This is a genomic window from Micromonospora sp. NPDC002575, from assembly GCF_042889525.1.
GTDB lineage: Bacteria > Actinomycetota > Actinomycetes > Mycobacteriales > Micromonosporaceae > Micromonospora > Micromonospora carbonacea.
Genome location: NZ_JBIARA010000002.1, coordinates 410,847 through 425,524 on the forward strand (window position 1 = coordinate 410,847; position 14,678 = coordinate 425,524).

Annotated in this window: 12 protein-coding genes; 5 read left to right on the forward strand and 7 right to left on the reverse strand. The window is 74.8% G+C overall.

What is annotated here, in order from left to right:
- Positions 1-23 precede the first annotated feature (23 nt).
- From ACFYWL_RS05305 to ACFYWL_RS05325, 5 genes are all read right to left on the reverse strand, one after another.
- Complete coding sequence (locus tag ACFYWL_RS05305) at positions 24-524, reverse strand: DUF2231 domain-containing protein (RefSeq protein ID WP_386967622.1); 501 nt, start codon at positions 522-524, stop codon at positions 24-26.
- Between the two features lie 128 nt (positions 525-652).
- Complete coding sequence (locus ACFYWL_RS05310; RefSeq protein WP_386967625.1) at positions 653-1,393, reverse strand: GAF and ANTAR domain-containing protein; 741 nt, start codon at positions 1,391-1,393, stop codon at positions 653-655.
- Between the two features lie 143 nt (positions 1,394-1,536).
- The gene (gene secA2 / locus ACFYWL_RS05315; protein ID WP_386967628.1) at positions 1,537-3,831 is read right to left on the reverse strand and encodes an accessory Sec system translocase SecA2; all 2,295 of its coding nucleotides are present in this window, start codon (positions 3,829-3,831) and stop codon (positions 1,537-1,539) included.
- A 43-nt stretch (positions 3,832-3,874) separates the two neighbouring features.
- On the reverse strand, positions 3,875-4,963 hold the full coding sequence (locus tag ACFYWL_RS05320) for a zinc-binding dehydrogenase (protein WP_386967631.1): 1,089 nt from the start codon (positions 4,961-4,963) through the stop codon (positions 3,875-3,877).
- Positions 4,956-5,978, reverse strand: coding sequence for a Gfo/Idh/MocA family protein (locus ACFYWL_RS05325; RefSeq protein ID WP_386967633.1), 1,023 nt, complete (start codon positions 5,976-5,978; stop codon positions 4,956-4,958). The genes ACFYWL_RS05320 and ACFYWL_RS05325 overlap by 8 nt, the downstream gene beginning before the upstream one ends.
- 230 nt (positions 5,979-6,208) lie before the next feature.
- On the opposite strand from ACFYWL_RS05325, the gene ACFYWL_RS05330 reads away from it, so the two are divergent.
- The 5 genes from ACFYWL_RS05330 to ctaD all read left to right on the forward strand — a co-directional run bounded on the left by ACFYWL_RS05330 (position 6,209) and on the right by ctaD (position 11,994).
- Positions 6,209-7,189, forward strand: a complete 981-nt coding sequence (locus ACFYWL_RS05330; RefSeq protein WP_386967798.1) for a glucosyl-3-phosphoglycerate synthase — start codon at positions 6,209-6,211, stop codon at positions 7,187-7,189.
- 52 nt (positions 7,190-7,241) lie between these two features.
- A complete protein-coding gene (locus ACFYWL_RS05335) occupies positions 7,242-8,396 on the forward strand; it encodes a glycosyltransferase (protein ID WP_386967636.1) in 1,155 nt (384 codons plus the stop codon).
- Positions 8,397-8,578: 182 nt separating this feature from the next.
- Complete coding sequence (locus tag ACFYWL_RS05340; RefSeq protein ID WP_386967801.1) at positions 8,579-9,031, forward strand: DUF4383 domain-containing protein; 453 nt, start codon at positions 8,579-8,581, stop codon at positions 9,029-9,031.
- Positions 9,032-9,109: 78 nt separating this feature from the next.
- Positions 9,110-9,841 carry an ATP-binding protein gene (locus ACFYWL_RS05345; RefSeq protein ID WP_386967639.1) on the forward strand — a complete coding sequence of 244 codons (732 nt, stop codon included), beginning with the start codon at positions 9,110-9,112 and terminating at the stop codon, positions 9,839-9,841.
- A gap of 149 nt (positions 9,842-9,990) precedes the next feature.
- Positions 9,991-11,994 carry a cytochrome c oxidase subunit I gene (gene ctaD / locus ACFYWL_RS05350; RefSeq protein ID WP_386967641.1) on the forward strand — a complete coding sequence of 668 codons (2,004 nt, stop codon included), beginning with the start codon at positions 9,991-9,993 and terminating at the stop codon, positions 11,992-11,994.
- A gap of 125 nt (positions 11,995-12,119) precedes the next feature.
- On the opposite strand, the gene ACFYWL_RS05355 is transcribed toward ctaD, so the two are convergent.
- Positions 12,120-12,974 carry a SigB/SigF/SigG family RNA polymerase sigma factor gene (locus ACFYWL_RS05355; RefSeq protein ID WP_074473317.1) on the reverse strand — a complete coding sequence of 285 codons (855 nt, stop codon included), beginning with the start codon at positions 12,972-12,974 and terminating at the stop codon, positions 12,120-12,122.
- Between the two features lie 278 nt (positions 12,975-13,252).
- The gene (locus ACFYWL_RS05360) at positions 13,253-14,605 is read right to left on the reverse strand and encodes a hypothetical protein (RefSeq protein ID WP_386967803.1); all 1,353 of its coding nucleotides are present in this window, start codon (positions 14,603-14,605) and stop codon (positions 13,253-13,255) included.
- Between the last annotated feature and the right edge of the window lie 73 nt (positions 14,606-14,678).

Consider the following 14,678-nt stretch of genomic DNA (forward strand, 5'->3'; position numbering starts at 1 on the left):
CCGGCCGCCGGGACAACCGGGTTTCAGGCGCGCGGCCGGACGATCTCCACGGTGGAGCCCGCCACCGGGCCCAGCGCGTCGAGGCTGCCCGCCTCGGCGTGCCCGGCCTCGAACTGGCGCATCAGGCGGGCGCCGAGCCACACGCCGGCCCCGCCCAGCCCGAGCGCGACCAGCTCGGCGGCGAGCATGACCCCGGTCGCGCCGCGCTGCGGCGAGTGCGCCCGGATCAGGCAGGTCAGCAGGAACAGCGCGGCCATCGCCGCGTTGACCAGGTTGAAGGTGATCTTGGTGCGGCGGGTCCGGTCGCCCGCGGCGTCCCACAGGTCGACCATCCCCGCGACGGTGGACAGCGCGGCGGCCACCAGCGCGGCGACCGAGGTCCAGTAGCCGACCTCGCCGAGGAAGGCGGGACCGCCGACGACGTCGGCCAGGTCGAGGACGGTGGCGCTGACGAAGAGCCCGAACGGGAACGTCACCAGCATCGGTTGGATGGGATGCCCGTGCACCCGCAGTCGGCTCTCCATCGCGCCCTCCCCTGGTCGCTTCCGCTCACCAGTCCAGGGTGCTACCCGCCGGCCGCCAGGGGGAAACGGCCGGCGGTCGGATCGCCGACAGGCAGGTGGCCGCACGCACCGGCCGCCCGGCCCCGCAGCTAGCCCTCCCGGGGGCGGGCGACCGTGGCCACCAGGCGTTCGGCGACCTCGCGCAGCGGGATGTCCAGCGACGTCGCCGCGCTGCGCAGCACCTCCAGGGCCTCCGGGGCGGGGCAGCCGCGCTGGGTCATGATGACGCCGATCGCCTGGCCGACCACCCCCTCGCCGAGCAGGGCGGCGTCCCGCTCGGTGGCCTCGGCGGCCCGCCGCTCCCGGCCCCGGACGGCGGCCAGCAGCAGGCCGGCGTGCTCGGCGAGGAGCATCGCCGTGAGCTGGTGGCGGGTGGTCAGCGCGTCCGGCGTCGAGGCGTACAGGTTGATCGCACCGATGACCTGGTCGTCGACGTCGACCGGCGCGGAGATGACGCCCCGCACCCCCGCCCGGCGGGCCCGGTCCGTCCACGCCGGCCAGCGCGACTCCCGCCCGAGGTCCTCGGCGATGATCATCTCGCGGCGGTGGACCGCGCTCATCGCCGGCGTGTCGGGGCCGTCGCGCAGGTCGTCCAGGCCCGCGAGGGCCGGGTCGGAGGCGGCCACCCCGGCCGGCTCGCCGGCCCGCAGCGCCGTGAAACCGCACCAGGCGACCCCGGCGACGGCCGCCTGGGCGATCCCGACCAGCCGCGCCAGCGCCGCGTCGAAGTCCGTCACCTCGATCAGGCCGGCGGTGAGCTCCCGCAGCAACGCCGCCGTCTCCAGCACGCTCAGGGTCTCGGTGCCGGCGACCCGGGTCTCCAGGTTCACCGGGCCACTGCCCCCGCCGGGAACGCCGGCCACCGACGCCCCGTACCGCCCCTGCGCTGTCTCATCGTCTGTGCTCTCCCGATTCGTTGGACGCGCGCTAGTACCCCCGGCAAGCCGGGTCGAAACGGCCAAAAAGGCGCACCTCAGCGTGGGGCGGCGCTGAGCCGACGCCCCACCGAGGCGATGAGCCGGTCCAGCTCCGAGCCGAACGGGTTGTCGTGGACGAGGTACGTCCACGTCGCCGACGGCCGCACCAGCGTCGAGGCGTCCGGCTCCCAGTCCTCCTCGAACTCGGTCTCGGTGAACGTGGCGATGGTGCGGGCCTCGATCTCCGGCACCAGCGCGTTGAACGCCGGCACCGCCGCCCGGTGGAACTCGTCGAGCGGGTCGAGCCGGCCCAGGGCACGCAGGTGCACGCCCTCGCGCACCTCGGACAGCTCGGCGAGGTGCTCGGCCCACAGCCGGTCGAGATGGTAGAGGGCGATCGACCGGGCCACCCGGGCGAGCAGGTCCTCGTCCATCTCCTCGGCCTTCTCCGGCACCCGCTCCAGCAGCATCAGCGCGGCGATGTCGCTGGTCAGCAGCCGCTCCCGGCGCTCGGCGAGGGCCTTGCGCTGCTGCTCGATCACGACGCTGTAGCGCCAGGTGTTGCGGTGGATCTCGTGGTTGACGCCCTCGGCGACCCGCTGGGCGTGCTCCACCGCGTAGTCGACCTGCGGGTCGGTGACCAGGCCGTCGGCGTTCATCCGGGGCGAGGCCGGGACCGCGTCGCCGGCGTGCCGGACCACGAGGTCGTCCTCCAGGCTGACGAAGAACACCGACCCGCCCGGGTCGCCCTGCCGGCCGGCCCGGCCGCGAAGCTGGTCGTCGACGCGGCGGCTGTCGTGCCGGCCGCTGCCGATGACGTAGAGGCCGCCCAGCTCGGCGACCCGGTCCCGGTCGGCGGAGTCGCTGCCGCCGAGCCGGATGTCGACGCCCCGGCCGGCCATCTGGGTGGAGACGGTGACCGCGCCGTACGCGCCGGCCTCGGCGATGATCGCCGCCTCGTCGTCGTCGTTCTTGGCGTTGAGCACCACGCAGGGCACCCCGGCGGCCTCCAGCCCGGCGGCGAGCTGCTCGGACTCCTTGACGTCGAGGGTGCCGACCAGCACCGGCCGGCCCTTGTCGTGGCAGCGCTTGATCTCGTCGACCAGCGCCTCGTCCTTCTCGGCCCGGGTGGCGTAGATGCGGTCCGGCTCGTCCTCGCGCACGCAGGGGGTGTTCGGCGGGATCACCGCCACCTCCAGGCCGAAGAACTCGCGCAGCTGGTCGCCGACCAGCACCGCCGTGGCGGTCATGCCGCACACCTTCGGGTAGAGCGCGATGTACGCCTGCACGGCGATGGTGCCCAGCACCTCGCCCTCGGCGGTGGCGTCGAGCCCCTCCTTCGCCTCGACCGCCGCCTGGAGGCCGTCGGGCCAGCGGCGGCGCTGGGCCACCCGGCCGCGCATCTCGTCGATCAGCTCCACCGAGCCGTCCCGCACGATGTAGTCGACGTCGCGGTGCAGCAGGGCGTGCGCGTGCAGGGCCACGTTGACGGCGGAGAGCTGACCCACGTGCTCGGCGTCGTACAGGTCGATGCCGCCGAGCTTGGCCTCCACCGCGGCCAGGCCGGCGGAGGTGAACGCGACGCTGCGCCCGTCCTCGGCGACCGTGTAGTGCTTGCCCTTGCGCAGGCCGCGCACCAGCGCCGCGGCGGCGTGCACCGGGTCCTGCTCGCCGCCGACCGCGCCCGCGAGGACCATCGGCACCCGGGCCTCGTCGATCAGGATGGAGTCGGCCTCGTCGACGATCGCGGTGCGCAACGCCGGCTGGACCCGGTCGTCGAGGTCGGTGACGAGCTGGTCGCGCAGGTAGTCGAAGCCGGCCTCGCTGACCGAGACGTACGTGACGTCGCACGCGTAGGCGTCGCGCCGCTCCTGCGGGGTGGACGCCTCGTTGACCCAGCCGACGCTCAGCCCGAGCAGGGCGTAGACCGGCTCCATCCAGCGGGCGTCGCGGCGGGCCAGGTAGTCGTTGACGGTGAGCACGTGCACCGGGCCGTTGCCGAGCCGGACGTGCCCGTACGCGGCGATCGTGGCGGTCAGGGTCTTGCCCTCACCGGTGGCCATCTCGGCGACCTTGCCGGAGAGCAGGGCCATCGCGCCGAGCAGCTGCACGTCGTACGGCCGCTGGTCCAGCCCACGCCGGGCGGCCTCGCGGCCGATCGCGCAGATCTCCTCGTAGCCCGTGGCGGAGCCGGCGGCCTCGGTGAGCTCGGCGTCGGACAGCGCCGACAGCTCCTCCTCGCGGGCCTCGATGGCCGGCAGCAGCTTCTCCAGCGGACCCAGGTCGACCGTGGTGCCCGGGCGCTGGAGGAACCGACGGAACCTGCTCTTCAACCGTTGCGACACACCCATGAGCCGCAACGGTACGCGACCCGGGCCCGATCGCGCGGCCCGGTCAGCCGGTCAACACCACCTGCAACTCCTGTCGCCGGCGTTCGGCCAGGTCGGTGAGCAGCTCCGGCGCCTGGTCGAAGGGCACCACCGCCGACACGAGATGCGTGCGGATCGGGTCGCCGTACGCCCGCAGCAGGTCGATGGTCTCGGCCGACAGCCGCTCCCGGTCCCAGGTCGGGGCGAGCCCGCGCGGCACCCGCCCGATCTGGGCGCAGCGCAGCGACAGCCCGTTGTGGTGGAACTCCTCGCCGAAGCGGACGGCGTCCGCGCCCGTCTGGTAGAAGGCCAGGTCGATCACGGTGCCCTGGGGACGCAGCAGGCGCAGGGCGAGCTGCAACGCCCACGCCTGCCCCCGGCACTGGAAGACGACGTCGGCGCCCCGGTCGCCCGGGGCGTGGTTCCACCGGGTCTTCAGCACCACCGCCGGGTCGTCGACGCCGGGGTCGAGGGTCTCCAGGCCGAGCGCCCCGGCGACCGCCCGCCGCTGCGGGGTCGGGTCGAGCACCACCACCGACGCCGCGCCGTGACGCCGGGCGAACAGGGCGGTGAGCAGGGCCACCACGCCGCCGCCGACCACCGCGACCCGGCGGCCGGCCACCCCGTCGCCGAGGGAGCGCACGTCCGTGCCGCACAGGTCGGCGGCGGCGTGCAGCACCCCGTTGGCGCAGATCGGGCCCATGTGCGCGACGTAGACGCCGAGCAGGGGGTCGAGGTCGTCGGGCAGCGGGACGAACCGTTCGGTGAGCGGGTCGGCGACGTGGGAGGTGCGGTGGCCGTACGTCATCGCGCCGACCGTGCCGACGGCGACGGCCGGCGTGCGGCTCTCCACCACCCGCCCCACCTGCATGTAGCCCAGCCGGGTCACCGGGTACGGGGTGCTCGCCGCGCCCGGCTGGAACAGCCCCAGCCCGGCGTTCCAGGTGACGTTGAGGTAGGGGTTGGTGCCCTTGACGAAGCTCAGCTCGGTGCCGGCGGAGACCCCGCTGAACAGGGTCCGCACCCGGAACGCGCCGTCGCGCAGCTCGGCGGCGTCCTGCTCGACCAGTTCGACCCGCCCCGGGCCGCTGACCACCACCACGCGGTCACGCATCGACGCCCACCCGCGTCGGGGCCGGCCCTGCGGCGCCGGCCGCGGCGGGACCGGTCGGCAGGGACACCGGCCGCCCGGTGCGGGCGCTCTCGGCGATCGCGAGGGCCAGTCGCTGGGTGCGCAGCGCCTCGGCGTACGGGACCCGCACGTCGTCGCCGACGCCCCGGACCGCGTCGACGAAGGCCCGGTCGACGGCGGTGCGGGCCCCGTCGGGGCTGGCGGGCAGGTGCCGCTCGCCGTCGGCGTCGCGGACGGTCAGGCCGTCCTCGGTCAGGCTCAGGGCGAGGCCGTCGGCCAGGATCTCCAGCCCGGCCCGGTGCTTCCAGCCCAGCACGCAGGCGGCGGAGACGGTGCCGACCGCTCCGGTGGCGAAGCGCAGGGCGGCGGCGGTCACCGAGTCGATGTCGGCGCCCTCGACCGGCGGCGGGACGCCGTCGCCGTACGCGGTCACCTCCGTCACCTCGCCGGCGAGCGCCCGCATCAGGTCCAGCACGTGCGCGGCCTGCTCGACCACGGGGCCGCCGGAGCGGTCCCGCCGCGCCCACCAGGCGACCGGGGGCACCTTGTCCAGCCACGCGCCGCCGACCATCCGCACCGGCCGGTCGGCGAGCAGCTCGCGGGCGTGCTGGACCACGTGCAGGTAACGCCAGTGGTGGCCGACGCCGGTGAGCAGCCCGCGCCGGGCCACCAGGTCGGCGACCCGCTCGGCGGTGTCCAGGTCCACCGCGACGGGCTTCTCCACGAACATCGGCACCCCGGCGGCGATCACGGCCTCCTCCACCGGCCCGTGCGCGAACGGCGGCACGCAGACGTACACCGCGTCGGGGCCGGCGGCGAGCAGCTCGTCGACGTCGGCGAACGTCCGCGCCCCGTGCGCGTCGGCCAGCCGGGTCGCGGCGTCGCGCGCCACGTCGGTCACGCCGAGGATCTCCACGTCGCCGAAGCTGTCGAGCACCCGGGCGTGGCGCTGCGCGACCCCGCCGGCACCGACCAGCCCCACCCGGCACGACCGCATCGGCAATCCCCCTTGCCCGGCTTTCACGTTCCGTCACGTGCACACTCCCCGGTGGGGCGCGCAATCAAACGTTCACCTGCCGAAAACCGGCGGCGGCGCGGCCCGTGATCAAGCTGTTAGCGACAATCCGGTTAGCGGGCGGGCGGGGATGGGAATTCTCCGATCCGCGTTTTCCACCACGATCTGGGGGTGCGTCAGTGCGGGATGCAGAGGCGAGTGTGACACCAGTGGTGGAGGCATGGGCGACATACCGGACCAGCTCGGCGGCCGAGTGGACGCCCCGGCGGCTGCTGCGCGCCAAGGGCGACAGCCGGGTCAGCGTCGTCCTGCCGGCGCGCAACGAGGAGGCGACCGTCGGCGCGATCGTGGCGACCATCCGCGAGCACCTCATGGACCGGGTGGCCCTGGTCGACGAGCTGATCGTGGTCGACTCCCGCTCGACCGACCGGACCGCGCAGGTGGCCCGGGCCGCCGGCGCGGAGGTGGTCGGCCAGGACGAGATGACGCGGGGACTGCCCCGGCTGACCGGCAAGGGCGACGCGCTGTGGGCCGGGCTGGCCGCGGCCGAGGGCGACGTGGTGGCGTTCGTCGACGCCGACCTGCACGAGTTCCGCCCGCACTTCGTCACCGGCCTGATCGGGCCGCTGCTGACCGACCCTTCGGTCGACTTCGTCAAGGGCTTCTACCACCGGCCGCTGGTGGGGGCGGCCAGCGTGGAGGCCGACGGGGGCGGCCGGGTCACCGAGCTGATGGCCCGCCCCCTGCTCAACCTGTTCTGGCCAGAGCTGGCCGGCTTCGTCCAGCCCCTCGCCGGCGAGTACGCCGGCCGCCGCGACGTGCTGGAGCGGGTGCCGTTCGTCTCCGGATACGGGGTGGAGACGGCGATGCTGATCGACCTGCTCGACCTGGTCGGCCTGGACGCGCTGGCCCAGGTGGACCTGGGCGAGCGCCGGCACCGCCACCAGGACACGGCGGCGCTGGGCCGGATGTCGGCGCAGATCGTGCTGACCGCCTGGTCGCGCCTGCAGCGGCGGGGCTGGGCCAGCCCCGGCACGGTGCCGGCCACCCTGCTGACCCAGTTCCGGCGGGGCGGCTCCGACGCGCTGCCGAACCTCGACCGGGAGATCGTCGTCAGCGACGTCTCGGTCGAGGAGCGCCCGCCCCTGGCGGAGCTGCGGCACCGGGTGCCCCGACGCCGCGTGCCGGCGTGACGAAGCGTCCGTCGGCGCGACCCGACGGCCCCGCCGAGGGAAGGAATCCCGCGTGAGCCTCACCGTCCTGATGAACGCCGGCCCGTGGCTGTCCGTGCCGCCGCCCGGCTACGGCGGGATCGAGAACGTGATCGCCACCCTCGTGCCGGAGCTGCGCCGGCTGGGCGTGCGGGTGGTCCTCGCCTCCGTGGGCAGCAGCACCCTGCCCGTCGACGAGAGGATCGCCGTCTTCGGCGACGGCCAGTTCCACGCCCTGCAACGGCCGTACAACCAGGTCTGCGGGATCTCCCAGGCGCACCTGGGCGGCGTGGTGCGCGCGCTGCACGCCCGCGACGACTTCGACCTGGTGCACGACCACGTGGAGGCCGTCGGCCTGGCCACCCTCGCGGCGATGGGCCCGCAGGGCCCGCCGGTGCTGCACACCCTGCACTGGGACCTGGCCAAGCATCCCGACCTGTACGGCAACCTCGACGGCGGCGACCGGGTGCGGGTCAACGGCGTGTCCGCCGCGCAGCTGGCCCGCGCCCCCCGGGCGCTGCGGGAGCACTCCGTCGGCCACGTGCACCTGTCCACCCCGCTCGCGGTCGACGCCGACCGGCGGCCCCGACCGGACAAGGGCGACTACCTGATCATCCTGGGCCGGATCAACCCGGGCAAGGGCCAGGACGTCGGCGCGCGGCTGGCGCGGCGGGTCGGCGTGCCGCTGGTGCTCGCCGGGCCGGTCGGGCCGTACCACCGGCCGCAGGACCTGGCCGCGGCGGGCGAGGAGGCCCGGCAGAACCCGGACGTGCGGTTCTTCTACGACGAGGTGGCCCCGCACGTCGACGGCGACCTGGTCCGCTGGGTCGGCACGGTCGCCGGGCAGGAGCGCGACGACCTGCTGGCCGGGGCCCGCGCGTCGCTGTTCCCGCTGCGCTGGGAGGAGCCCGGCGGCACGGCCGTGGTCGAGTCCCTGGCGCTGGGCACCCCGGTCGTGGCCACGGCCCGGGGCTGCCTGCCCGAGCTGGTCGAGCACGGCCGCACCGGGCTGCTCGCCGACGACGAGGACGAGCTGGCCGACCTGCTGCTGGCCGCGAGCGTGCTCGACGGCGACGAGTGCCGCCGGGAGGCCGCGGCCCGGTTCACCCCGGCGGTGATGGCGCAGCGGTACGTCGGGCTGTACGAGAAGGTCCGCCGCCGCGCCGCCCGCCCCCTGCAACCCGCCTGACGGCGGCGCAAGGAAGGGCACCCTGTTAACGCTTTCTGTATAGCAGGGGCCCCCTGCTATACACGCCTGCTCGCCGCCCGCGTTTGCGCCCGGCCGTGGGGGGAACACGTCGCCCGGCCGGAAGGGCTCCCCGCCCCCGGCGGTCAGCCAGTCGCGGCGAGGAGGTCATGGTGGCCGGTCCGATGGCCCACGCGCGGGCCCGACGCAACCCGGCCGACGGCCGGGCCCCGGTGCGGCGCGCCGCAGCCACCGTCGGCGTGGTCTTCCTCCTGGTCGGGCTGCTCGGCTTCGTCCCGGGGATCACCACCGGCTTCGGCGACCTGCGCTTCGCCGGGCACGGCTCCGGGGCGAAGCTGCTCGGGGTGTTCCAGGTCTCGGTCCTGCACAACGCCGTACACCTGGCGTTCGGGCTGGCCGGCCTGGCGCTGTCGCGCACGTGGGCCGGGGCGCGGGTGTTCCTGATCGGCGGCGGGGCGATCTACCTGGTGCTGTGGCTCTACGGCCTGGCCGTCGACCACGGCAGCGACGCCAACTTCATCCCCGTCAACAACGCCGACAACTGGCTGCACCTGCTCCTCGGCGTCGGCATGATCGCGCTGGGCGTGCTCACCACGCGTGACCGCCGGCACCGCTGACCACGCCCGCCGTCCCGTTTCGCCCGGCACCGCGCCGGGTACGTCCGGGTCACCCCGAGACGGAAACGAGGGCCAGGCATGCCGAGCCGGATCACCTGCGAGGTCCGCGACGAGTCGCCGGTGACCGTGGTACGTGTCGCCGGCGCGCTCGACCTGGCGACCATGCGGACGGTGCACCGGGTGCTCGACCGCTGCCTCACCGCCCAGCCGGACGCGATGGTCGTCGACCTGCACGACCTCACCGTCCGCGACGGGCTCGCGCTGTCGGTCTTCGCCGCCGCCGCCCGCCGGGCGGCCGGTTGGCCGGCGGTGCCCGTCGTGCTCTGCGTGCCGCCCGAGCGCACGGCGAGCTGGCTGACCGAGTCGAGGGTGTGCCGGGGGCTGCCGGTGCAGCGGGACTGCGCGGAGGCGGCCCGGGCGGCGGGCGCCGCCGCCGCGCCCCGGCTGCGGGTCCGGCTGGAGCCGGTGGCGGGCGCGTGCCGGCGGGCCCGGGAGCTGGTCGCCGACGCCTGCGGCCGATGGAACCTGCCGGAGCTGGTCGGCCCGGCCTCGGTGGTGCTCAGCGAGCTGGTCGGCAACGTGGTGCGCCACGCCGGGACCCCGATGCAGGTCACGCTGACCCTGCGCCGGCCGTACCTTCAGGTGGCCGTCGCCGACGGCAGCCGCGCCGCGGCGCGCGCGGCGACGCGCACGGACGTGCGGGCCGAGGGGGGCCGGGGCCTGCTGCTGGTCCGGGAGCTGACCCAGCGCTGGGGCAGCGCGCCGGTCGTCGACGGCAAGGTGGTCTGGGCGATGCTGCCCGCCACCTGACCGGCTGTGCCCGCCCGGCCGGCTGTGCCCGCCTGCTGTCGACCCGCCCGCCCGCCAATTGACCGAAATTACCGCTCTCGCCTGGTTACATAGTGAGAGGGGCGGGTAGGCACGCCCGTCCCTTTTGTCGCCACGACGGGGTGAGAAGCATGCCCAAGCGGGTAACCACGGAGCCTGCCCGAGACCGGGGGCCCGCGATCCTCGCGCCGGCCCGCTTCGGCGGTTTTCCCGGCCCGGTCCGCCCGGCCCTGCCCGGAGCCAAGCTGATCAAGCTGATCGGCACCACCGACGCCAAGCAGATCGGCCTGCTCTACCTGGTCACCTCGTTCGTCTTCTTCCTCATCGGCGGGGTGCTGGCCCTGCTGCTGCGGGCCGAGCTGGCCCAGCCGCGCATGCAGTTCCTCTCCCCGGAGCAGTACAACCAGGCGTTCACCATGCACGGCACGATCATGCTGCTGCTGTTCGCGACGCCGCTGGTGTTCGCGTTCGGCAACTACATCGTCCCGTTGCAGATCGGCGCGCCGGACGTGGCGTTCCCCCGGCTCAACGCCTTCGCGTACTGGCTCTACCTGTTCGGCGGGACCCTGGTGGTCGGCGGCTACGCCACCCCGGGCGGGGCCGCCGACTTCGGCTGGACGGCGTACACGCCGCTGAGCCGGATGGAGCACTCCCCCGGCGTCGGCGGGAACATGTGGATCGTCGGCCTGGCCATCTCCGGCCTCGGCACCATCCTCGGCGCGGTCAACCTGATCACCACCACCCTGACCCTGCGCGCGCCCGGCATGACCATGTTCCGGATGCCGATCTTCACCTGGAACATGCTGCTGACCAGTCTCCTGGTGATCCTGGTCTTCCCGCTGCTGGCCGCCGCCCTGTTCGCCCTCGCCGCGGACCGGCTGCTCGACGCGCACGTGTTCGACCCGGCCACCGGCGGGATGATGCTGTGGCAGCACCTGTTCTGGTTCTTCGGCCACCCCGAGGTCTACATCGTGGCGTTGCCGTTCTTCGGCATCATCACCGAGATCATCCCGGTCTTCTCCCGCAAGCCGATCTTCGGCTACACCGGTCTGGTGCTGGCCACGATCGCGATCACCGTGCTGTCGATGAGCGTCTGGGCGCACCACATGTTCGCCACCGGCCGGGTGCTGCTGCCGTTCTTCAGCATCCTCAGCTACCTGATCGCGGTGCCCACCGGGGTGAAGTTCTTCAACTGGATCGGCACCATGTGGAAGGGGCAGATCACCTTCGAGACGCCGATGCTGTTCGCCGTCGGCTTCCTGGTCACGTTCCTGCTCGGCGGGCTCACCGGGGTCCTGCTGGCCAGCCCGCCGGTCGACTTCCACGTCACCGACACGTACTTCGTGGTGGCGCACTTCCACTACGTGCTGTTCGGCACCATCGTCTTCGCCGCGTTCGGCGGGGTCTACTTCTGGTTCCCGAAGATGACCGGGCGGCTGCTCGACGAGCGGCTGGGCAAGCTGCACTTCTGGACGATGTTCGTCGGCTTCCACGCCACGTTCCTGGTGCAGCACTGGCTCGGCAACGAGGGCATGCCCCGCCGGTACGCCGACTACCTGCCCAGCGACGGCTTCACCACGCTCAACATGATCTCCACGATCGGGTCGTTCGTGCTCGGCGCGTCCACGTTGTTCTTCATCTACAACGTGTGGAAGTCCTGGCGGTACGGGGCGATGGTGTCGGTCGACGACCCGTGGGGCTTCGGCAACTCGCTGGAGTGGGCGACGACCTGCCCGCCCCCGCTGCGCAACTTCGACCGGATGCCCCGGATCCGCTCGGAGCGCCCCGCCTTCGACGCCAAGTACGGCCGCCTCGTCGCCGACCTCGGCCGGGACCTGCCGCAGCGGACCACGAAGCCGCCGCAGAGCCTCGCCGAGGAGTTGCACCACGAGCGGCACGTGCCCGAGTCGCCGGCGGCCGAGGGCGCGCACGGCGCCCGGGAGGCCGTCGAGTACCAGCCGGCGCCGCAGTCGGGCGCGCGCCCGGTGGACGTGCCGGAGCCGGAGGAGGTCCGCCGGCCCAGTTTCGACGCCACCGACGAGCCTGAGGTGGGCGGGCTCGGCGCGGAGCGGGCCCCGCAGGAGAACGAGCGGTGGCGGCACCCGCACAGCCGCGGCGACTCCACGGAGCACTGAGCCTCCCCCCTCCCCCTCCCCCCTCCCCCTCCCCCCTCCCCCCGACCACGCGACAGGCTCCGGGGTGGTGTGAGAAGGGTGACCCTCTCTACCTCAGGCGTTAACAGGGGGCCCTTCCTTGCGCCTCAGCCGCGCTTCGTCACCGGTTCCGTCTCGGCCGGGCCGTTCTGCCACGGCGGCGGGGCGTCGGCCAGCATCGCCTGCCGCAGCCAGGTCAGCGCCCGCGACAGCAGCCGGGACACGTGCATCTGGGAGATGCCGAACCGGGCGGCGATCTCGGCCTGGGTCTGGTTGCCGTAGAAGCGCATCGCCAGGATCCGCCGTTCCCGCCAGGGCAGCCGGTGCAGCAGCCCGCTGACGGTCACCCGGTCGTCGACCGACTCCAGCGCGTTGTCGCTCTCGCCGACCAGGTCGCCGAACTCGGCGGAGCTCTCCCCGCCGACGGGCGCGTTGAGCGAGGCCGGGCTGTAGCCGGCCGCCGACTCCAGCGCCGCGAGGATCTCCTCCTGCGGGGTCTCCAGCCGCTCGGCCAGCTCGGCGACGGTGGGAGCCCGGGACAGCTCGCTGGTCAGCGCGGCGGTGGCCTGGCCCACCTCCAGGATCAGGTCGCGCAGCCGGCGGGGCACGTGCACCCCCCAGGTCCGGTCCCGGAAGTGGCGCTTGATCTCCCCGACGATGGTGATCGCCGCGTACGCGGTGAACGAGCCCCGCTCCGGGTCGTACCGGTCGACCGCGTTGACCAGCCCGAGGCGGGCCACCTGCTCCAGGTCCTCCAGCGGCTCGCCGCGCCCCCGGTAGCGGCGGGCGAGCCGGCCGGCGAACGGCAGCGCGAAGCGCACCAGGTCGTCGCGGGCCTCCTGCCGCCGCTCGGGGGGCAGGCCCTCGATCCGCGCCGCGTACGCCAGCGCCGCCGCGTCGAGGTCCTCCAGCCCCCGGTCGGTGGGGGGTGGTGCCGTGGTCGTGCTGGGCTGTCCGAACATCCGCGCCTCCCTCAGGAAGGTCCCCCGCCCGGGTCGGGAAACCGGACGTGCGCGTGGTCGAGCCACGCACCGGGCCGGAAGTGGGTCACCCGACGGGATCCGTCGAGGAGCGGCGACAGCGGGCTACAGCAGCCTGCCCGGCCGTCGCAGCCAGCGGTGTTCCCGCTCCGTAGGTACTCAATCACGCCGGGGCGGGTTCACGAGGATGTTTCGGCCGGCCGGTGCGGCCGGCGGCGGCGCGCCGGCCGGGGCTGCCGGCGGCGCGGCGGACGAACCGGTCAGCAGACCACCAGGCCCTGCCGGGCGCCGCCGACCCGGAACGCCTCGACGGCGGTCGCGGCGGGCAGCGGCGGCGGGGCCGGCAGGTCGTACGGCTGGGCGCGGAGCACCTCGGTGGCCCGGCGCGTGGGCACCGCCGCGACCGGGTAGCCCCGGGCGGCGGTGCGGTCCAGGGCCCGGCGGCGGCGGCCGAACGCGGCCACGGCCAGCCACTGCGGCAGGCCCGCGAGGGCCGGCGAGCGCATCCCCGGCGACTCCGGGAGCACGTCCACGGAGCTGAACGGCTCGCTGCCGGCCAGCCACCACTCGGCGGCGTCGACGCTGCGCCGGGTGGCGTTCTCGCACCAGTACGGCACCAGCCCCGCCCGCACCACCTGCCACGGGTCGAGCAGCCGCCCGCACTCCACGACGAGGCGGTCGCCCGTCTTGCCGGCCCGCCGCAGCCACCCCCGGTACAGGTCGGCGACGGCGGCGCTGAGCGCCTCCGGGCGGGGGAAGAGCACCCGGTGCACGCCGTTGCCGCGCCGGCCGGCCCAGTCCCGGACGGCGAGTTCGAAACCGGGCTCCACGCCGTGCTCGGCGTAGCCCTGTGGGCACGAGACCTCCGGGGGCTGCCAGCGGGCCCCGTCGCCGCCGACGGAACGGAGCACCTGGCGCAGGGCGTGCGAGTCCGGGTGGAAGTCCACCGGGTCCAGGCCGCTGGCCGGGGAGCCGGCCTGGAAGCTGTGCCCCCGCCCGGCGTCGTACACCGGCCAGGTGCGGGCGTCGCGCAGCAGCAGCACCGGGGCGTCGGGCGCGAGGCGGTCGGCCAGGAACCGGGCGTACGCCGTCGGCAGCGACTGCCAGCGCACCGTGAGGGAGACGGTCACCCCGGACAGCGGGCCCCGGCTGGCCGGGCAGTGCACCTGGCGCACGTGCACGTCCGGGTTGCCGGCCAGCAGCCGGCCGGCGAGCGCGGCGCCGTGGTCGAGGGCGGCGCCGGGGCGGTCGACCGCACCCCCGGTCCAGTGCACCGTCGTCTCGAACGCGGCGGGCAGCCAGGGCACCCCGAGCGCGACCGCCAGGTGCACCGCCGCCCCGTGCGGCGAGCCGAGCACCACCCCGGGGTAGCACCGGCGCGGGTACTGGTCGACGATCCACCGGGCGACCCGGTCGGCGTCGACCTCGGCCGCCTGGTCCGGGGTGAGGGCGACCCGCCCCGCCGCCCGCACGGCCGCGCCCCGGCGCACCGGCTCGGGGGCGCCCGTGAAGCGGGACGGCGCGCCCGTGGCCCGCAGGTCGGCGCAGTCCTCCCCGCGCAGGGCCCGCACCGTGGCGGCGACCATGATCCGGGCCGTGCTGCCCGCCGTCATCACCCGGTCGCCGGCAAGTCCGGCCCCGTCCGCCGTGAGGTCCGGGCGCACCGTGTGCGCCGGTCCCGACCCG